Source organism: Streptomyces sp. NPDC058284 (genome assembly GCF_042881135.1).
Lineage (GTDB): Bacteria > Actinomycetota > Actinomycetes > Streptomycetales > Streptomycetaceae > Streptomyces.
The window spans coordinates 50,143-68,488 of record NZ_JBHVYE010000019.1 but is presented as its reverse complement, the minus strand read 5'-3'; the positions used below and the strand labels follow the sequence as shown (position 1 = coordinate 68,488).

Annotated in this window: 17 protein-coding genes; 11 read left to right on the top strand and 6 right to left on the bottom strand. The window is 72.5% G+C overall.

Translation table 11 applies throughout. The features are described 5' to 3' along the window. Positions 1 to 16: 16 nt before the first annotated feature. Entirely contained in the window at positions 17 to 1,174 is a 1,158-nt protein-coding gene (locus ACFVYR_RS25160) for an ABC transporter ATP-binding protein (RefSeq protein ID WP_384259188.1), read from the bottom strand. A gap of 158 nt (positions 1,175 to 1,332) precedes the next feature. Between ACFVYR_RS25160 and ACFVYR_RS25155 the strand changes: the two genes are divergently transcribed. The 4 genes from ACFVYR_RS25155 to ACFVYR_RS25140 all read left to right on the top strand — a co-directional run bounded on the left by ACFVYR_RS25155 (position 1,333) and on the right by ACFVYR_RS25140 (position 5,062). After that, positions 1,333 to 2,067 (top strand): ABC transporter permease, encoded by a 735-nt coding sequence (locus ACFVYR_RS25155; RefSeq protein ID WP_384259186.1) that lies wholly within the window; start codon positions 1,333 to 1,335, stop codon positions 2,065 to 2,067. After that, positions 2,064 to 2,726, top strand: a complete 663-nt coding sequence (locus ACFVYR_RS25150) for an ABC transporter permease (RefSeq protein ID WP_384259184.1) — start codon at positions 2,064 to 2,066, stop codon at positions 2,724 to 2,726. Before ACFVYR_RS25155 ends, ACFVYR_RS25150 begins: the two co-directional genes overlap by 4 nt. Before the next feature lie 40 nt (positions 2,727 to 2,766). After that, on the top strand, positions 2,767 to 3,738 hold the full coding sequence (locus ACFVYR_RS25145; protein ID WP_384259182.1) for an ABC transporter substrate-binding protein: 972 nt from the start codon (positions 2,767 to 2,769) through the stop codon (positions 3,736 to 3,738). Between the two features lie 220 nt (positions 3,739 to 3,958). Beyond that, positions 3,959 to 5,062, top strand: a complete 1,104-nt coding sequence (locus tag ACFVYR_RS25140; protein WP_384259180.1) for a hypothetical protein — start codon at positions 3,959 to 3,961, stop codon at positions 5,060 to 5,062. A gap of 273 nt (positions 5,063 to 5,335) precedes the next feature. Here the strand turns inward: ACFVYR_RS25140 and ACFVYR_RS25135 are convergent, their stop codons facing one another. After that, positions 5,336 to 6,712: a PH domain-containing protein gene (locus ACFVYR_RS25135; RefSeq protein WP_384259178.1), complete on the bottom strand. Its 1,377-nt coding sequence runs from the start codon at positions 6,710 to 6,712 to the stop codon at positions 5,336 to 5,338. Beyond that, on the bottom strand, positions 6,709 to 7,263 hold the full coding sequence (locus ACFVYR_RS25130; RefSeq protein ID WP_384259176.1) for a PH domain-containing protein: 555 nt from the start codon (positions 7,261 to 7,263) through the stop codon (positions 6,709 to 6,711). Before ACFVYR_RS25130 ends, ACFVYR_RS25135 begins: the two co-directional genes overlap by 4 nt. Positions 7,264 to 7,326: 63 nt before the next feature. On the opposite strand from ACFVYR_RS25130, the gene ACFVYR_RS25125 reads away from it, so the two are divergent. Further along, positions 7,327 to 8,490, top strand: coding sequence for an NADH-quinone oxidoreductase subunit D (locus tag ACFVYR_RS25125; protein ID WP_384259174.1), 1,164 nt, complete (start codon positions 7,327 to 7,329; stop codon positions 8,488 to 8,490). On the opposite strand, the gene ACFVYR_RS25120 is transcribed toward ACFVYR_RS25125, so the two are convergent. Then, on the bottom strand, positions 8,455 to 9,507 hold the full coding sequence (locus ACFVYR_RS25120) for an SAM-dependent methyltransferase (protein WP_384259171.1): 1,053 nt from the start codon (positions 9,505 to 9,507) through the stop codon (positions 8,455 to 8,457). The two genes, ACFVYR_RS25125 and ACFVYR_RS25120, sit on opposite strands and share 36 nt — an antisense overlap. Positions 9,508 to 9,612: 105 nt before the next feature. Between ACFVYR_RS25120 and ACFVYR_RS25115 the strand changes: the two genes are divergently transcribed. Together ACFVYR_RS25115 and ACFVYR_RS25110 are read left to right on the top strand one after the other, a co-directional pair. Next, positions 9,613 to 10,815, top strand: coding sequence for a sensor histidine kinase (locus tag ACFVYR_RS25115; protein ID WP_384259169.1), 1,203 nt, complete (start codon positions 9,613 to 9,615; stop codon positions 10,813 to 10,815). Positions 10,816 to 10,912: 97 nt separating this feature from the next. Then, positions 10,913 to 11,584, top strand: coding sequence for a response regulator (locus ACFVYR_RS25110; RefSeq protein WP_384259166.1), 672 nt, complete (start codon positions 10,913 to 10,915; stop codon positions 11,582 to 11,584). Between the two features lie 223 nt (positions 11,585 to 11,807). Here ACFVYR_RS25110 and ACFVYR_RS25105 read toward each other — a convergent pair whose 3' ends face one another. After that, complete coding sequence (locus ACFVYR_RS25105) at positions 11,808 to 12,914, bottom strand: DUF5937 family protein (protein WP_384259164.1); 1,107 nt, start codon at positions 12,912 to 12,914, stop codon at positions 11,808 to 11,810. A 250-nt stretch (positions 12,915 to 13,164) separates the two neighbouring features. On the opposite strand from ACFVYR_RS25105, the gene ACFVYR_RS25100 reads away from it, so the two are divergent. After that, positions 13,165 to 13,410, top strand: coding sequence for a hypothetical protein (locus ACFVYR_RS25100; protein ID WP_384259161.1), 246 nt, complete (start codon positions 13,165 to 13,167; stop codon positions 13,408 to 13,410). Here the strand turns inward: ACFVYR_RS25100 and ACFVYR_RS25095 are convergent. After that, positions 13,367 to 14,539 (bottom strand): threonine aldolase family protein, encoded by a 1,173-nt coding sequence (locus ACFVYR_RS25095; RefSeq protein WP_384259159.1) that lies wholly within the window; start codon positions 14,537 to 14,539, stop codon positions 13,367 to 13,369. The genes ACFVYR_RS25100 and ACFVYR_RS25095 overlap by 44 nt on opposite strands. A 92-nt stretch (positions 14,540 to 14,631) precedes the next feature. Between ACFVYR_RS25095 and ACFVYR_RS25090 the strand changes: the two genes are divergently transcribed. From ACFVYR_RS25090 to ACFVYR_RS25080, 3 genes are read left to right on the top strand one after another with little or no spacing between them, the layout of a single operon-like run. Next, a complete protein-coding gene (locus tag ACFVYR_RS25090) occupies positions 14,632 to 15,633 on the top strand; it encodes a Rossmann-like and DUF2520 domain-containing protein (RefSeq protein WP_384259157.1) in 1,002 nt (333 codons plus the stop codon). Next, positions 15,630 to 16,634 carry a pantoate--beta-alanine ligase gene (panC, locus tag ACFVYR_RS25085; RefSeq protein WP_384259154.1) on the top strand — a complete coding sequence of 335 codons (1,005 nt, stop codon included), beginning with the start codon at positions 15,630 to 15,632 and terminating at the stop codon, positions 16,632 to 16,634. Before ACFVYR_RS25090 ends, panC begins: the two co-directional genes overlap by 4 nt. Next, positions 16,631 to 18,346 carry an L-aspartate oxidase gene (locus ACFVYR_RS25080; RefSeq protein WP_384259152.1) on the top strand — a complete coding sequence of 572 codons (1,716 nt, stop codon included), beginning with the start codon at positions 16,631 to 16,633 and terminating at the stop codon, positions 18,344 to 18,346. The genes panC and ACFVYR_RS25080 overlap by 4 nt, the downstream gene beginning before the upstream one ends.

The window sequence follows — 18,346 nt, the reverse complement described above, 5'->3', positions numbered from 1 at the left end:
GGGCGGCGGCTGACGGTCAGTCCGTGCCGATGGCCGTCACCGTCTCCAGTTCGACCTCCGCGCGCGCGACGTCGCGCGCCTCCGCCGCCGTCGAGCGGCGCAGCGCCTCGTGCAGCCGGGCCGGGGTGAGCACGCCGAGGAAGCGGCCCTCGCTGTCCTTGTCGATGACCGCGATCCACCCCGCGTCGTGCTGCAGCATCGTCGCGAACGCCTGCTTCAGGCTCGCGCCCACCGGAAGCCATGCCTCCATGCGGCGGGCGTGCTCGCGCACCGTGCCGCTGCCCACGCGCGCGTGCTCCGCGGAGACCCAGCCGTGCAGGTTGTTCCCGCCGTCCAGGACGACGGCCCAGGGAGCGTCGAGCTTCTTGGGCAGCGGGTCGTCGAGGTGCACCACGGGAGGCTGCTCCAGGTCGCCCTCCTCGATCGGCGTCACGGAGAGCCGCTTCAGGCCCCGGTCCGCGCCCACGAAGTCGGCCACGTAGTCGTTGGCGGGGGAACCGAGCACCGTGGAGGGCGTGTCGAACTGCTCGATGCGCCCCTCGCCATAGACGGCGATGCGGTCGCCGAGGCGGACCGCCTCCTCGATGTCGTGCGTGACGAAGAGCACCGTCTTGCGGACGGCCTGCTGCAGGCGCAGGAACTCGTTCTGCAGGTGTTCGCGCACGACCGGGTCGACCGCGCCGAAGGGCTCGTCCATCAGGAGCACCGGCGGATCGGCCGCCAGCGCGCGGGCGACGCCGACGCGTTGGCGCTGGCCCCCGGAGAGCTGTTCGGGGTAGCGGTCACCGAAGACAGCGGGGTCGAGACCGACCAGGTCGAGGAGTTCGGCGGCACGCTCGCGGGCCTTGCCGCGCTTGACGCCCAGCAAATGTGGGACGGTCGCCGTGTTGTCGAGGACCGTCTTGTGCGGGAAGAGGCCGACCTGCTGGATCACGTAGCCGATGCGGCGGCGGAGTTGGACGGGATCGGTGGCGGATATGTCGTCGCCGTCGACGTATATCCGGCCCGCGCTCGGCTCGATGAGCCGGTTCACCATCTTCATCGTGGTCGTCTTGCCGCAGCCCGAGGGGCCGACGAGCGTGACCAGTTCACCCTCGGCCACCTCGAAGGACAGGTCGTCGACGGCCGTGGTGCCGTCCGCGTAGCGCTTGGTGACGTGCTCGAACCGGATCATGGTTCCCCATTGTGGAGGGCGGTGGCGGGCTTTGCGTGAAGGCCGTGTTGCGGCCGTACAACGAGTCTCTGCGATTGTCAGTGCCGCGCGTTAGGGTCGCCAGACACGGGGGGACGTGTGTGCGGCATACGTCCGGGGATTCGGGGGAGGTGGGGCGCGTGGCCGAGCAGAACTGTCTGGTGACGAACGACTGGATCTGCGGGGAGTACCTCCGCACCCGCGACCAGGAGTTGATCGACGCGACCCTCCAGCACGTGGGGATCACGGTCGTCTCCGTGGCGATCGGAGTCGCGGTGGCCCTGCCGCTCGCGCTCCTCGCGCGGCGCTGGCGCTTCCTCGCGGGACCGATCCTCGGCGTGACGACCGTGCTCTACTCGATCCCCTCGTTGGCCATGTTCTCGCTGCTCCTGCCCCTCTTCGGGCTCTCGGCCTCACTGGTCGTCACGGGCCTCGTGCTGTACTCCCTCACGGTCCTCGTGCGGAACATCCTGGCCGGCCTCCAGGCCGTCCCGGAGGAGGCGCGGGACGCCGCCCGCGGGATGGGGTACGGGCCGTTGCGGCTGCTGTGGGAGGTGGAGCTGCCGCTCGCGCTGCCCGCGCTGCTCGCCGGCGTCCGCATCACCACGGTCTCCACGGTCGCCCTGACCACCGTCGGCGCCATCGTGGACTACGGCGGCCTCGGCACCCTCATCCTCGACGGCCTCGACACGACCTTCAAGGCCCAGGTGCTCACGGCGTCGGTGCTCTGCGTGCTCCTCGCCGTCACCGCCGACCTGCTGCTGCTCGGACTCCAGCGGTGGCTGACGCCCTGGACGAGGACCCGTCGGACCCGAATACGGACGGACCGTGCCGCGCGGAAGGCGGACGTCGCCAAGGTGGCCGATCCTGTATGAACGCGATATCCGGTGCGTACGACTGGCTGACCACGGGCGCCAACTGGCAGGGCGAGAAGGGGGTGTGGCACCGCCTCGCCGAGCACCTGTACTTCAGCGGGGTCTGCCTCGCGGTCGCCTGCGCCATCGCGCTGCCCCTCGCGCTCTACCTCGGCCACATCGGCAAGGGCGGCGCCCTCGCGGTCAACATCTCCAACGTCGGCCGTGCGGTGCCCACCCTGGCCCTGCTGATCCTGCTCACGCTCACCCCGCTCGGGGAGCACGGTGACGCGCCGACGCTGATCGCGCTGGTGCTCTTCGCCGTTCCGCCGCTGCTGACCAACGCCTACCTGGGGATGCGCGAGGTGGACAGGGCGGTGGTGGAGGCCGCGCGCGGGATGGGGATGAGCGGTGGCCAACTGTTCGCGCGGGTCGAGCTGCCGCTCGCGTACCCGCTGATCATGACGGGCATCCGGTCCGCCGGCGTGCAGGTCGTCGCGACGGCCACGCTCGCCGCGATGGCGGGCGAGGGGGGCCTCGGCCGGATCATCACGGCCGGGTTCAACCTGCAGAACACGCCGCAGGTGGTGGCGGGCGCCGTCCTCGTGGCGCTGCTCGCACTGCTCGTGGAGGGGGTCCTGGTGGTCGCGGGGCGTCTCTTCGACCCGATGCGGCGATAGCGAGTTTGTGATTCTTTCCTTTCGAAATGGTGGTTCACCGATGAACAGCACAACGCGTCGTGCGCGACGGATGACAGGGGCGGCCGCGGCCGTCGTGGCGCTGACCGCGGGGCTCGCCGCGTGCGGCGGGGACGATCTGGAGGACAAGGGCAGCGGATCGGACAAGGCGGGCGACGGCAAGAAGGGCTCGATCATCGTGGGCTCCGCGCGGTTCACCGAGCAGAAGGTGCTCGCCGAGCTCTATGTGGGTGTCCTGGCGGACGCCGGTTATGACGCGCAGGTCAAGACCGTGCAGAACCGCGAGATCTACAAGCCCGAACTGAAGAAGGGATCGATCGACGTCGCGCCCGAATACGCGGCGACGCTCGCGGAATTCCTCAACTTCGAGAAGAACGGCCCGAAGGCGAAGCCGGTGGCCTCCAGTGACTTGGACGCCACGGTGAGCGCGCTGGAGAAGCTCGCGGAGCCGCAGGGCCTGAAGGTGCTCCCGGCCGGCCGGGCGGTCGACCAGAACGCGTTCGCGGTCTCCAGGGAATACGCCGAGAAGCACAAGCTCAAGACGCTCTCGGACCTCGGCAGGTCGGGTGAGAAGGTCAAGATCGCGGCGGGCGACGAATGCGAGACCCGGCCGTTCTGCGCGCCGGGTCTGAAGTCGAAGTACGGCATCGACATCGCCGGAATCGACCCCAAGGGTGTCGGCAACACGCAGTCCAAGCAGGCCGTCAAGAACGGCACGGACCAGATGCTGCTGACCACGACGACCGACGCGACGCTGAAGAACTACGACCTCGTGATCCTCAAGGACGACAAGAAGCTGCAGAACGCGGACAACATCGTTCCCGTGGTGAACGAGAAGGAGGCTGGCGACAAGGAGATTGCCGCCGCGCTCGGGAAGCTGACCAAGACGCTCACGACGGAAGACCTCATGGAACTCAACCGGAAGGTCGACGAGGAGCGGCAGAAGGAAGCGGATGTCGCCCAGGAGTATCTGAAGTCGAAGGGCCTGATCTAGGTTCCGGCTGGGTTCCGGTTGGGGTCGGGGCTGCGATTCGGCTGGGTTCCCAGTAGAAGTTGATCAAGAAATCGGGCGAGAAGTCGCGCGGTCGCGGCGGAAGTTGACCGGTGGAACAAAGTGCATGAGGGGTGGGGAGTTGTGGCCGGTTATGGACGCGGCGCCTGCTTTTTGCCGGGCGGGGCACCAGACTTCGCCTACGCGCGGTAAGTTTCTGGCCATGCCACGTGGACGTCACCGCCATTCCCCACCCCTGCACAGGCTGCTTCCTCCCTCGACGGTCGCAGGCGTCTCGGTTCTCAGCGCCGGCAGCGCCTGGATGTTCGCGGAACCGATCGTGCTCCGCGGGCTCGTCGCGGCCGCGGCCGCCGCTGCCGTCGTCGGCTCGGTCGTCATGCGCCGTTGGGACCAGGCGGCGGGCAAGCGCGTCGCCGAGCTGGGCCGGGCGCGCGCGAGCGACGAGTGGCGCTACGAGGAACGGATAGCCGAGGCCGAGAGCGACCTCGAGGAGTCCCGCGAACTGCGGGGCAAGCTGGAGACGAAGCTGCGGGCCAAGCGCGCCGAACTGGCGGCGCTGCGCAACGAGCACGCGGCGCTCCTGCGGCGGTACGCGACCGCGGAGACGGAGCGGGCCAGCGCCCTCGAGGGGCGGCGGCTGCTCGCCATCGAGGCGTCGTCGCCGACGCCTGCGTTGCCGTCGGGGGCGGAGGCTCGGCCCGGGTCCGGTTCGGGCCCGCGTCCGGGGTCAGGTGCCGAGGACTTGGTGCCTGCGGTTCGGGGTGGGGCTCCGGTGCCGGGGGCGCGTACGGAGGGTGCGGGTGCCGGTGTGAGTGCCGGTGCCGATGTCAGTGCCGGGGCGCAGGGTGGGGCTTCCGTGGGCTCCGCTCGGTCGGATGCCAGTCCCACACCTTCGTTGTTCCTGCGAGCCAATGCCGCGCTCGACCGCATGGCGCCGGGGTCGGCGTCCCGGCCGGAAGCGGAGGACGAGTCGCGGGGGAAGCCCGGGGCGGCCGACGGATACGGCGGGCACGAGCGCGCGGTCGCCGTCGCGCCGCCCGTTCAGGCGCGCCGCCCGGTGCCTCAGGGAGGCTTCGACTTCTTCGGCACGAAGAACGTGGCGCCCGCGGCGCTGGAGTCCGTGCAGAACTCGGACCTCGCCGATGTGGTGGGCGAGGAGGCGCTCGCGGTCCACAAGGCCGAGTCCGAGAGCGAGTTCAAGGATGCGGCTGAGGGCGATGCGGTGCGGGGGGCCGGGCAGGTCATCGATCTGACGGCTCATGACGAGACGGAGCAGATCGATGTGGCGGGGTTGAGGACGGCGTGAGCGCTCTGCTGGGCTGAGCGGGTGCTGGCGGGGGCGCCTTGCGGGTGGCCTCGGCGGCTGTTCTGCCGGGGGCTGTGGGGCGTCTGCGGGTCCGGCCGTGGCTGATCGCGCAGTTCCCCGCGCCCCTTTGCGTCGTTCCCCGCGCTCCTGGGTGGGCCTTGTTGGGGCGTGTCGTTGTGTGCGGGTCGTCCATGGTTTTGCGCAGTTCCCCGCGCCCCTATGCGCAGTTCCCCGCGCCCCTTTGCGTCGTTCCCCGCGCCCCTGATGGGGGCCTCACGTCATCCAGCGGTCCGGGCGGGCTGCCTTGCGGCTTGTGCGGGAGTGGGTCGCCTGGGTTTGGAGGAGGGATTTCGCCTCGGCGGTCGGTCGTAGGCGGGCCGTCACCGTTTTGTCGGCGCCGGTGTCCAGGCATACGTCGGCCACGTCCTTGTACCGCTCCCAGGGGCCCTGGGAGAGCCGCACGCTCTGCACCTTGGCGTGCGGTACGAGCGAGAGGCGGCGCCTGAGCAGGCCGTGACGGGCCGCGAAGACCTCGGGGGTGACCGCGAGGCCGTACCCCTTCCACCAGAGCGGTACGCACCACGCCGCGCGCGCGGGTGGCCGTTCGAGGTCGGCCGGGTCCGGCACGCGCACGCCAGGCAGGACCCGGCCGATCACCGCCGCGGCGTGCTCCCGCGGCGCGACCGGCACCAGGACGCCGTTGGCCGAACCCGCCACGTCCAGCTCGACCCGCACCCAGCCGCGTCGGCGCCACAGCAGCGGCTGCACGATGTGCACGGTCTGCACGCGGCCCGGCGGCACCGTCTCGTGGGCCTTGTCGAGCAGCCCGTAGTCGATGCGCAGGCCGTCGGGGGACTCGCCCACCGTCCAGTCGTACTCCTTGATGAAGCGGCCGACGCTGCTCGCGAACGAGCCGCCCAGCATGGGCAGTGCGGTCGCGAGGACGGTCCACGCGTTGTGCGTGGCGAACCAGAGGAACGTGGGGACCACGGTCGCGGCGAGAAGCAGTGCCCAGGGCCCGCCGGTCAGCAGCAGGGAGACGGCGAGCATGCGCGGCTGGACGTGCAGCAGGTTCCGCACGGGCGCCTCGCCGACCTCGCGTGCCTCCTCGGGTGCGAAACCGGCCGCCCGCGCGAGGAGTTCGGCCCGCAGCTCGGCGGCCTCCCGCTCGCCGAGGTAGGCCAGCTCGTCCTTCTCCTCCGCGCCGACGACGTCCAGTTTGAGCTTGGCGACGCCTGCCACGCGGGCGAGCAGCGGCCGGGTCACGTCGACGGCCTGGAGGCGGTCGAGCCGGATGTGGGCGGTGCGCCGGAAGAGCAGCCCGGTGCGGATGCGCAGCTCGGTCCCGGTGACGGAGAAGTGGGTGAACCACCAGCTCAGGAAGCCGTACAGGACGCCGCCGACGACGACGGCGGCGGCCAGGAGCAGGGTGGTGGCGGTCAGCTCGGAGAGGCGCTCCTGTGTGCCGTTCGGGTCGTGGACCGCCCAGCCGGCCAGGAGCGCGAAGGGCGCCCACGCGCGGCGCAGCGGCGTGACGGGGTGCAGCCTGCGCTCGGGCGGGTGCTCGGGCGGCGCATCGTCGGGCGCCGGATCGCCTTCGTCGCGTACCGGCTTGCCGCCTTCGTCGCGGGCTTCCCGTACGGCGCTCACAGGCCCGCCGATCGTGCCTCGCCGAGCTCCGTCAGGCGGTCGCGCAGCCGCTCGGCCTCCTCGGGGAGCAGGCCGGGGATGCGGGCGTCGGTGGCCGCCGCGGCGGTGTGCAGCTGGACGCTGGCGAGGCCGAAGCGCCGCTCCACGGGGCCCGACGTCACCTCGACGAGCTGCATCCGGCCGTACGGCACGACGGTCTCCTCGTACCAGAGCACGCCCCGGCTGATGAGCAGGTCGTCGGCGCGCTCGGCGTACCGCCACGAGCGCCAGTTGCGCCCGAGGACCGGCCAGCCCCAGGCCGCGAGGGCCAATGGCAGCAGCGCGAAGGCGGCCCAGGCCGGGCCCGCGAACAGGCCGAGAAGCACGCCGACGAGCGCCGCGAGCGGCACCAGCCAGACCACCAGGAGGAGCCGCCGCATCTTCAGCAGCCCTCGCGGCAGCCCGGTCCACACCGGCTCGCCCGCACCCGACTCGCCCGCACCCGGTTCGCCCGCACCCGCCGCGCCCGCGGGTCCTGCGGACCCCGCCGTCCCCGCCGTCCCCGTGTCCATGGCTCAAGCCTACGTACGCGGTGTGACAGTCGCGTAGCCCGGCGCGTGCGAGAGACTGTGGCCATGAGTCCCACGACGGAGACCACCACGGAGACCACGCTCGGCATCGGCGGCGCGGCCGAGAGCACTGACATGGTGCTCAACATCGGCCCCCAGCACCCGTCCACGCACGGTGTGCTCCGCCTCCGCCTGGTCCTTGACGGCGAGCGCATCCAGCACGCGGAGCCGGTCATCGGCTACATGCACCGCGGCGCGGAGAAGCTCTTCGAGGCCCGGGACTACCGGCAGATCGTGATGCTGGCCAACCGCCACGACTGGCTGTCGGCGTTCTCGAACGAGCTGGGCGTCGTCCTCGGTGTGGAGCGGATGCTCGGCATGGAGGTCCCGGAGCGGGCCGTCTGGATGCGCACGCTGCTCGCCGAGCTGAACCGCGTCCTGAACCACCTGATGTTCCTCGGCTCGTACCCGCTGGAACTCGGCGGCATCACCCCGGTGTTCCACGCGTTCCGCGAGCGCGAGGAGCTCCAGAACGTGATGGAGGAGATCTCCGGCGGCCGCATGCACTACATGTTCAACCGCGTCGGCGGCCTCAAGGAGGACCTGCCCGCCGGATGGGCCACCCGCGCGCGTGCGGCGGTCGCGTCGGTGCGTTCGCGCATGGACGTGTACGACCGGCTGGTGCTCGGCAACGAGATCTTCCGTGGCCGCACGCGTGGCGTCGGCGTCCTCTCGCCCGAGGCGGTGCACGCCTACGGAGTGAGCGGTCCCATCGCCCGTGCCTCCGGGGTCGACTTCGACCTGCGCCGCGACGAGCCGTACCTGGCGTACGGCGAACTCCAGGACACCCTGAAGGTCGTCACGCGCCAGGAGGGCGACTGCCTGGCGCGCTTCGAGTGCCTCCTGGAGCAGACCCACAACGCCCTCGCCCTCGCGGACGCCTGCCTGGACCGGCTCGCCGAGCTCCCGCAGGGCCCCATCAACCAGCGCCTGCCGAAGGTCCTCAAGGCCCCCGAGGGTCACACGTACGCGTGGACCGAGAACCCCCTCGGCATCAACGGCTACTACCTCGTCAGCAAGGGCGAGAAGACCCCCTACCGCCTGAAGCTGCGCTCGGCCTCGTACAACAACATCCAGGCCCTGGCCGAGCTGCTTCCCGGCCAGCTGGTCGCGGACATGGTGGCGATCCTGGGATCACTCTTCTTCGTCGTCGGCGACATCGACAAGTAGGGCCTCCCCGACCGGCAGCACCGCCTCCAGGGGTACGCCGACGGGCTGGAGCAGCCACCCGAAGTCACCGAGGCCGCCGGGCGCGGTGAGTTCCGCGGCGTCCGTCGCGCGCGCGAGGGCGCGTACGTAGGCCGCCGGGTCGCTGGAGGCGAGCGTGAGCGGGGGACGGGCGCCGCTCACCTCCAGGCCGCCGAGCGCCGCCCGCTGGCTGAGCAGCGCGGCCCCCTCCAAAGCGCAGGCGTCCAGCGCCACATGGGCCGTGATGTCGCAGCTGCCGTCCGGCACCGGCGCCGTCTCGCGGCCCTCCCTGAAGCCCGTCAGCGTCCCGAACGGCGGGCGCGCGTCCCGGTCGTGGGCGTAGTCGACGGCGACCGCGAGACCGCGCGTCAGGGACGCCACGGCCGCCCTCCACGCCTCGTCCCGCGGGCGCCCGATCTCCGCGCGCAGCCCCGGTTCGGGAGGCAGCGGCCACCAGCGCGCCAGCCAGTCGGCGTCCGGCCCCTCGACGGGGCCGCCCAGGCTCTCGCTGCCGTCGTCACGTACGAGCACCCTGCGGGGCGTTCCGTCGGCGGCCACCTCGGCGACGTCCACGGGGACGTTGTCCAGCCACTCGTTGGCGAAGAGCAGGCCCGTCACGCCGGTCGGCGGTGCGGGGTGCCACTCGACGCGCGGGTCGAGGCCCGCGGGGCGCCCGGCGCGCTCCACCGCGTACGCACGCACGCGTGGCGCCACATCGGCGGGCAACGCGGCCAGGACGCCCGCGGTCAGTTCGCCGCGGCCCGCGCCCATGTCCACGAAGGCCACCTCGTCCGGGTGACCGAGCGCCGCGTCCAGGCGGCACAGCAGGAGCGCCACGGCGCGCGCGTAGAGGGGCGACGCGTGCACGGAGGTGCGGAAGTGTGCCGCGGGTCCTTCAGGGCGGCGGTAGAAGCCCTCTGGGCCGTACAGCGCGGCCTCCGTCGCCTCGCGCCAGCCGCGCGGGGCGGGGCGGGGCCGCTCATCGTCGTCGTTCGTCACAGCCCGCAGGCTAAGCGGCCTCCACCTTGGGGAGTACATGTGCCCGACAGGGATCGGACCTTCGGTTGACCCTGGGGCGCCGCCGGGCTACTTACGCTGGGTTATGTGCAGCGCCTCTATGACTTCCTCCGCAGACACCCGACGTGGGTCGACGGCTTCTGGGCTTTCGTCCTCCTCGGGATCTCCGGGCTCGGTCTGGTCACCATGGCCGAGGGGGGCGGCCGCGACCCGGGCGTGGTGGCGGTCCCGGTCGCCGTGGGCTTCTCCCTGGTGATGGCGCTGCGCCGCCGGGCGACCGACAAGATGCTGGTGTTCGCCGTGGTCCTCGGCTTCGTCCAGCTCATCTTCGACGTGGGGAAGATGCCGGCGGACTTCGCGATGCTGGTGATCATCTATACGGCGGCGGCCGTCGGGTCGACGTGGGCCTCCCGGCTCGCGCTGGTCGGCGGCTTGTGCGCGGCACCGCTTGCGATGCTGCGCTCGCCGTTGGAGAACACCAGCGTCTCCGGCAACGTGCTCTTCACGATCTTCCAGATCGTTCCCTTCGCGCTCGCCTGGGTCCTCGGCGACTCCATCCGCACCCGCCGCGCCTACCTCGCCCAGCTGGAGGAGCGCGCCGACCGCCTGGAGAGGGAGCGCGAGGCGCAGTCGAAGGTCGCGGTGGCGGCCGAGCGGGCCCGGATCGCCCGCGAGCTGCACGACGTCGTGGCGCACAACGTCTCCGTGATGGTGGTCCAGGCCGACGGCGCCGCGTACGTCCTCGACAGCGCGCCCGACCAGGCGAGGAAGGCCCTGGAGACCATCTCGGGCACCGGTCGGCAGGCGCTGGCCGAGATGCGCAGGCTGCTCGGTGTGCTGCGCACCGGCGAGCCCGAGGAGAGCGGCGAGTACGTGCCGCAGCCCGACGTCGAGCAGCTCGACGAGCTCATCGAACAGGTGCGTACGGCGGGGCTGCCCGTCGACTTCAAGGTGGAGGGCACCCCGCGCCCGCTGCCCAGCGGCGTGGAGCTCACCGCGTACCGCATCGTGCAGGAGGCGCTGACCAACACCCGCAAGCACGGCGGGGAGAACGCCGGTGCGAGCGTGCGCCTGGTCTACTTCGACGACGGCCTCGGGCTGCTCGTCGAGGACGACGGCAAGGGCGCGCCGCACGAGCTGTACGAGGACGGCGGGGCGGACGGCAGCGGGCACGGCCTGATCGGCATGCGCGAGCGCGTCGGCATGGTCGGTGGCACGCTCGACGCGGGGCCGCGCCCCGGCGGCGGGTTCCGGATCAGCGCGCTGCTGCCGCTGAAGCCCGCACACTGACGCCGCGTCCGCACACTGACGCCCGGCCCGCCCACCGCCGCGGTCACCGAAAGCGCACACTGACACCGTCACCGAACTCTTTGAAGGGATCCCCTTGATGTCGATCCGCGTGATGCTCGTCGACGACCAGGTGCTGCTGCGCACCGGGTTCCGGATGGTGCTCGCCGCCCAGCCGGACATGGATGTCGTCGCGGAGGCGGGCGACGGCGTCGAGGCCCTGGAGGTGCTGCGCGGGACCGAGGTCGACGTGGTCCTCATGGACGTCCGCATGCCGAAGCTGGACGGCGTGGAGGCGACCCGGCGCATCTGCCAGGACGCGAACCCTCCGAAGGTGCTGATCCTGACCACCTTCGACCTCGACGAGTACGCCTTCTCGGGGCTGAAGGCAGGTGCGTCCGGCTTCATGCTCAAGGACGTGCCGCCGGGCGAGCTGCTCGCCGCGATCCGCTCCGTGCACAGCGGTGACGCGGTGGTCGCGCCGTCCACCACGAGGCGGCTCCTCGACCGCTTCGCGCCGATGCTGCCGAACGCAGGCGGGCAGCCGCAGCACAAGCAGCTGGAGCGCCTCACCGACCGGGAGCGCGAGGTGATGATCCTGGTCGCCCAGGGCCTGTCGAACGGCGAGATCGCGGCGCGGCTCGTCCTCTCCGAGGCGACCGTGAAGACCCACGTCGGACGGATCCTCACCAAGCTGGACCTGCGGGACCGGGTGCAGGTGGTGGTCCTCGCGTACGAGACGGGGATCGTGCGGGCCGGGGGCGGCGCTTAGGGCCTGTCTTTCGGATCTGTCCGGGGTCGCGGGGTCTGGCACGCGCATCTGCGGCGTTGTCGTCGGTTGCCAACGCTCCGCGTTGCCGCCCTCCTCCGCCTTGCAGCTGCACGCACCAGACCCCGCTCGAGCCCCACCCAAGGCAAGGCCACCCAAGTCCGGCCTGATCCGAAAGACAGACCCTAGTCCCCGATCCGCCTGGATGCGTACTGCCCCCCCGGGATCAGCGCAGTACGCCTTCGATGAAGTCGCTGCCCAGGCGTGACACGACGCCGATGTCCAGCTGGTGCTGGACATAGCGGCCGCGGCGGCGCGTGGTGATCAGGCCGGCCTTCTTCAGGACGCCCAGGTGCCGGGATATCTCCGGCGCCGTCATGCCGTGCGCGTCGGACAGCTCGCTCGTCGTGTACGCCCCGCGCGCGAGATGGCGGCACAGGCGCATCCGCACCGGGTGGGCGAGCGCGGACATGCGGCGGGTCAGCTGCTCCACGGTGGTCGGGGCGGTGAGGCCGGGGGAGCTGATGGGGTACGTGATCGTCGCCTGCCAGCCCTTGCGGTGCAGCACCCACAGGTGCGGCCAGCCGAGGCTGGTCGGGACGATCGACAGGCCGCCGGATCCCGTGGTGGTGCGGCCCACGCTCATCTTGTCCACGGTGATGAGCCGTTCGCTCTCGTCCAGGGACACCGCCGACGAGATGGAGTTCAGGGTCTCGGCGAGCCCCTTGCGCCGCAGCAGCTCCGTCCTGTGCCGGGCGTCCGCGGCCAGTTGATGGCTCACCCGGGCCCAGGTGTCGGCGAAGAAGGCTTCGTCGCAGTCCTCCAGCAGCGAGCGGAACCACGCGCGCACGACCGGCGGATCGTCGAGCAGCCGCTTGGTGAAGCGCACCTGATGCGGGCCGCGGGCGGCGGCCAGGTCCAGCGCGCGCCGCTGCACGGCGGGGTCGGACAGCAGCTTCCTGTCCGGCTCCGAGTACGTCGACTGGCAGGTGAACTCCAGGGCCGCGTCCACGAACTGTTCGTCGGTCAGCTTGTCCAGCTGGTCGAGCTCCTCGGCGAGTGTGGCCCCCGGGAGCTCGTTCTGCCCGGGGAGTCCCGCGAACGGCGCGAAGACGTCCGAGTACGTCGTGCGCCAGAGGAAGTCGGCCTCGCACAAGCGGTCCGCCAGGCACGGGTCCAGGCGCGTGGAGACGGCCGTCACCCAGCCCTGGAGGCCCGGGTGGTGGCCCGGCTCGGACAGCGCGTGCAGCGCCATGCCGAGCTCGGCCAGGGGCGAGGGGACGAAGTGGATCCGCTCCTGGGACAGCCCGGTGATGTCGATGCTCACGCTCATGGCCCCATGGTGCACCTCCCCACCGACAGCGCGGCCGTCGATTGACGTTGCTCGTCAATCGACGCGACGCGCGCGGGGTGGCCGGAGCAGGCTGAGGTCATCGCAGGGCACGGCAGCGTCGCCGTGGCCGAGGGCCCGCACAGGTGCCACCCCGCCCGAGAACCCCCACCCGCGTCCAATGACGGATTCCGTGGCACCACCAGCCCACGAGTGTCCGTTAAGTACCATTTATTCCGAGAGGTGTTCCGTCATGAGCGTCACCCAGCAGTTCCTCCTCGACAGCTACCGCGCCGCACAGCACGGTGCGCCGATGCCGCCGGCGCCCGGCCGGGACGACTGGCAGGCCGTCCGTGAGGTCCGTGACTACGGACGCTTCCGCGCCGTCGTCGAGGAACGCCCCGCGCACGGCAGGTTCCGCGCCGCCCTGGCCCGGCTCGCCCGCGGCGGCAGGCTCAGCGGGGGAGCCGTCGCACGAACTCCGCGACCGCTTCCCTGACGTCGTCGGCCGTCCACTTCAGGCCCTCCTCGGTCACGGTGACCTCCGTGACCGAGAGGCCCGGCGGCCCGTCAGGGAACCAGCGCCTGAAGAGCAGGGTCCCGGTCTCCTCCGCCTGCCCGAGAGCGGCCTCGTCCAGTACGTCCTGCGCGTACGGCAGCCACACCTGGAACTGGTGGGTGTGCGGGCGCTCCGGGTGTACGCGGGACCAGGCGACCCCCGCCGCCGCGAACCCCTCGTGCAGCGCCTCGGCGACCACGCGCGCGTGGGCCACGTATTCGGGCAGCCGGGGGAGCGTGTGCTTGAGCCCGAGAAGGGCCGACACCGCGGCCGGGAACTGCTGGAACACCTGACCGCCGTAGCGGTGGCGCCACACCCTCGCCTCCTCCACGAGCGTGCGCGGACCGGCCAGCGCGGCGCCGCTCAGACCCTCCAGGGACTTGTAGAACGACACGTACACGGAGTCGGCGAGCCCGGCGATCTCCGCGAGGCCGCGGCCGAAGTGCGAGCTGCACTCCCACAGGCGGGCGCCGTCGAAGTGCACGACCGCGTCCCGCTCGCGGGCCGCCGCCACGACCGCCTCGAGCTCGTCCCACTCCGGCAGGACGAAACCGGTGTCCCGGAGAGGCAGTTCGAGCATCAACGTCCCGAAGGGCTCGGGGAAGTACCGCACCTCGTCCGCCGTGGGCAGCCGCGGCTCATCCGTCGGGTGCACCGTCCGCAACCCGCTGACCACGGAGAAGGCGCCCCCTTCATGGACCTCGGGGTGCGCCTTGGGATGCAGCGCGACCGTCGCGTTCCCCGTACGGCCCGCCCAGCAGCGCATCGCGACCTGCTGGGCCATGGTGCCGGTCGGGAAGAACGCGGCGTCCTCCTTGCCGAGCAGGCGGGCGACCTCGCTCTCCAGGGTGGCGACGACGGCGTCGCCGTAGACGTCGGCGGGCTCGTCAGGGCCGACCACCTCGGGGGCCGCGGCCGCCAGGGCGGAGAGGCGCTCGACGAGCGGGACGTACACGGAGCCGCGGTGCAGCGTCCGGGGCGCGCTCACGGCGACGGCGCGACGGCGACGGGTCGCCTCGGACTCGGAGTATGGCTCCGGCTGCTCTTGGGGCGTGCTGTGGGCGGGCATCCTCCGAGCATGACCCCGTCCACCGCCACCGGTCACATGATTAACCACAGCCTGTGGACAGCGAAGACGCGGCACCAACCGATCGCGTTAGCATGACGAGAAATCGTCCGGTACCCCGAGCGGACTGGAACGGAAGGCGCCGCCGCGTGAACGCATCGCATCAGCCAGACCCGCGGGACCGCCCCGCGAGGCTCACCGTAGGAGTCGTGGGCGCGGGCCGGGTCGGCCCCGCGCTCGCCGCGTCGCTGCGGCTCGCCGGGCACCGCCCGGTGGCCGCGTCCGGCGTCTCCGACACCTCCGTACGACGAGCCGCCACCCTGCTGCCCGACGTCCCCCTCGTCCCGCCCGCCGAGGTGCTCGACCGCGCGGACCTGGTGCTCCTGACCGTCCCCGACGACGCCCTGCCCGGCCTCGTCGAGGGCCTCGCGGAGACCGGGGCCGTCCGCCCCGGCCAGCTGCTCGTGCACACCTCGGGGCGGTACGGCACGCGCGTCCTTGAGCCCGCCCTGCGCGCCGGCGCCCTGCCGCTCGCACTGCACCCCGCCATGACGTTCACCGGCACCCCCGTGGACGTCCAGCGCCTCGCCGGCTGCTCCTTCGGCGTGACCGCGCCCGAAGAGCTGCGGCTCGCCGCCCAGGCCCTGGTCATCGAGATGGGCGGCGAGCCCGAGTGGATCGCCGAGGAGAACCGCCCGCTCTACCACGCGGCCCTCGCCCTGGGCGCGAACCACCTGGTCACCCTGGTCGCCGAGGCCATGGACCTGCTGCGTGACGCGGGCGTCGCCGCTCCCGACCGGATGCTGGGCCCGCTGCTCGGCGCCGCCCTGGACAACGCGCTGCGATCGGGCGACGCGGCGCTCACAGGCCCCGTCGCGCGCGGGGACGCGGGCACCGTCGCCGCGCACGTCGCGGAGTTGCGCGCGCACGCCCCGCAGACCGTCGCCGGGTACATCGCGATGGCCCGCGCCACCGCAGACCGCGCCCTCGCCCACGGCCTGCTCAAGCCGGAGCTCGCCGAGGACCTCCTCGGAGTCCTTGCCGACGGGGCCGGCGGCACGGGCGGCGTCGGCGGCACCGGCGGGGGAGACCGGTGAACGCCACCCTTCTGCACACCGCCGAGTCCCTGCGCACGCGCGCGCGTGCCGGGCGCCGGGCCGTCGTCATGACCATGGGAGCCCTGCACGACGGCCACGCCTCGCTGGTCCGCGCCGCCCGCCGTATCGCGGGCCCCGAGGGCGAGGTCGTCGTCACGGTCTTCGTGAACCCCCTGCAGTTCGGGGCGGGCGAGGACCTGGACCGCTACCCCCGCACCCTCGAAGCCGACATCAAGGTCGCCGAACAGGCGGGGGCGGACGTCGTGTTCGCCCCTTCCGTGGACGAGGTCTACCCCGGCGGCGAGCCCCAGGTCCGGATCGGCGCGGGCCCCATGGGCACCGTCCTCGAAGGCGCCACGCGCCCCGGCCACTTCGACGGCATGCTCACCGTCGTCGCCAAACTGCTCCACCTCACCGCGCCCGACGTGGCGCTGTTCGGGCAGAAGGACGCCCAGCAGCTCGCCCTGATCCGCCGCATGGTGCGCGACCTCAACTTCCCCGTGGAGATCGTCGGCGTCCCCACCGTCCGCGAGGACGACGGCCTGGCCCTCTCCAGCCGCAACCGCTATCTCTCCCCGGCCGAGCGGCGCACCGCCCTCGCCCTGTCCCAGGCCCTCTTCGCGGGCCGCGACCGGCACGCCGCGCAGGAGGCCCTGCGCGCGCGGGCCGCCAGCGCCCCCGCCACCCGCGCGCGGGCCGCCGCCCTGAGCGAGATCGGCGAGTCCCGCGCGGCGGCCGACGCGCACGCCGTGGCGCACTCCGCGGAGCCCTCCGCGAGCGACGGCCCCGCCGCCGTCGTCACGGCCGCCCGACTCGTCCTCGACGAAGCGGCCCGCCTGCGGCCCCCGCTGGAGCTGGACTACGTGGCGCTCGTGGACCCCGCCGACTTCAGCGAGGTCCGCCCCGGGCACCGCGGCGACGCCGTCCTCGCCGTGGCCGCGAGGGTCGGCTCGACGCGACTGATCGACAACATCCCGCTGACGTTCGGAGCCGCCGTATGAGCACCACCGGAATCCGGCTGCACGCGCCCGCCCCCGGCTGGTCCCTCGAAGCCGACGTCGTGGTCGTCGGCTCCGGAGTGGCCGGCCTCACGGCCGCCCTGCGCTGCTCGGCCGCCGGCCTGAAGACGGTCGTGGTGACCAAGGCCCGCCTGGACGCGGGGTCCACCCGCTGGGCGCAGGGCGGCGTCGCCGCGGCGCTCGGCGAGGGCGACACCCCCGAGGAGCACCTGGACGACACCCTCGTGGCGGGCGTGGGCCTGTGCGACGAGGAGGCCGTGCGCACCCTCGTCACCGAGGGGCCCGACGCCGTACGCCGCCTCATCGAGACCGGCGCCCACTTCGACACGGATGCCGAGGGCGCCATCGAGCTGGCCCGCGAGGGCGGCCACCACCGCCGCCGCATCGCGCACGCGGGCGGCGACGCGACCGGCGCGGAGATCTCCCGCGCCCTCGTCGAAGCAGTCCGCGCCCGGTCCATACCGACCGTGGAGAACGCACTCGTCCTCGACCTCCTGACGGACGCCGACGGCCGCACCGCGGGCGTCTCCCTGCACGTCATGGGGGAGGGCCAGCACGACGGCGTGGGCGCCGTCCACGCCCCCGCCGTGGTCCTCGCGACCGGCGGCATGGGCCAGGTCTTCTCGGCGACCAGCAACCCGTCCGTGTCCACGGGCGACGGCGTCGCGCTCGCCCTGCGCGCGGGCGCCGAGGTCTCCGACCTGGAGTTCGTGCAGTTCCACCCCACGGTGCTCTTCCTCGGCGCGGACGCGGAGGGCCAGCAGCCGCTGGTCTCCGAAGCGGTCAGGGGCGAGGGCGCGCACCTCGTGGACGCCGACGGCGTGCGCTTCATGGTCGGGCAGCACGAGCTCGCCGAGCTCGCCCCGCGCGACGTCGTCGCCAAGGGCATCACGCGCCGCATGCAGGAGCACGGCACCGAGCACATGTACCTGGACGCCCGGCACTTCGGCGCCGACATGTGGGAGAACCGCTTCCCGACGATCCTCGCCGCCTGCCGCGCCCACGGCATCGACCCCGTCACCGAGCCCATCCCGGTCGCCCCGGCCGCGCACTACGCCTCCGGAGGCGTCCGCACCGACCGGCACGGCCGCACCACCGTCCCCGGCCTGTACGCCTGCGGAGAGGTCGCCTGCACCGGCGTCCACGGCGCCAACAGGCTCGCCTCCAACTCCCTGCTCGAAGGCCTGGTCTACGCCGAGCGCATCGCCGACGACATCGCGGCGCGGCACGCGGAGAACGCCCTGCACGCGCGCGTGCCCGCCCCCGCAACTCAGCCCGGGACGCCGACGCACCCCCTGCTCCCGCCCGAGGCCCGCTTCGCCATCCAGCGCGTCATGACCGAGGGCGCCGGAGTCCTGCGCTCCGCCGACTCCCTGACCGAGGCCGCGGACCGTCTCGCCCGCATCCACGCCGAGGCCGCGGGCGCGCTCGCCGAGCACGGCAAGACCGCCGAGCCCGGCGTCGACACCTGGGAGACCACCAACCTCCTGTGCGTCGCCCGCGTTCTGGTGGCCGCCGCTCTGCGCCGCGAGGAGACCCGTGGCTGCCACTGGCGCCAGGACCACGCCGACCGGGACGACGCGGCCTGGCGGCGCCACATCGTCGTACGCCTGAATCCGGACAGGACCCTGGCGGCGCACACGACCGAGACCCACGACTTCCCTCCGACCCGTCCCAGTCCCCAGGAGCAGTGA

Bases quoted from the DNA above. Each gene is read 5' to 3' on its own strand.
- ACFVYR_RS25160 (WP_384259188.1), bottom strand. From the start codon at position 1,174: ATGATCCGGTTCGAGCACGTCACCAAGCGCTACGCGGACGGCACCACG.
- ACFVYR_RS25150 (WP_384259184.1), top strand. From the start codon at position 2,064: ATGAACGCGATATCCGGTGCGTACGACTGGCTGACCACGGGCGCCAAC.
- ACFVYR_RS25145 (WP_384259182.1), top strand. From the start codon at position 2,767: ATGAACAGCACAACGCGTCGTGCGCGACGGATGACAGGGGCGGCCGCG.
- ACFVYR_RS25140 (WP_384259180.1), top strand. From the start codon at position 3,959: ATGCCACGTGGACGTCACCGCCATTCCCCACCCCTGCACAGGCTGCTT.
- ACFVYR_RS25130 (WP_384259176.1), bottom strand. From the start codon at position 7,263: ATGGACACGGGGACGGCGGGGACGGCGGGGTCCGCAGGACCCGCGGGC.
- ACFVYR_RS25125 (WP_384259174.1), top strand. From the start codon at position 7,327: ATGAGTCCCACGACGGAGACCACCACGGAGACCACGCTCGGCATCGGC.
- ACFVYR_RS25110 (WP_384259166.1), top strand. From the start codon at position 10,913: ATGTCGATCCGCGTGATGCTCGTCGACGACCAGGTGCTGCTGCGCACC.
- ACFVYR_RS25105 (WP_384259164.1), bottom strand. From the start codon at position 12,914: ATGAGCGTGAGCATCGACATCACCGGGCTGTCCCAGGAGCGGATCCAC.
- ACFVYR_RS25100 (WP_384259161.1), top strand. From the start codon at position 13,165: ATGAGCGTCACCCAGCAGTTCCTCCTCGACAGCTACCGCGCCGCACAG.
- ACFVYR_RS25095 (WP_384259159.1), bottom strand. From the start codon at position 14,539: ATGCCCGCCCACAGCACGCCCCAAGAGCAGCCGGAGCCATACTCCGAG.
- ACFVYR_RS25090 (WP_384259157.1), top strand. From the start codon at position 14,632: ATGACGAGAAATCGTCCGGTACCCCGAGCGGACTGGAACGGAAGGCGC.
- ACFVYR_RS25080 (WP_384259152.1), top strand. From the start codon at position 16,631: ATGAGCACCACCGGAATCCGGCTGCACGCGCCCGCCCCCGGCTGGTCC.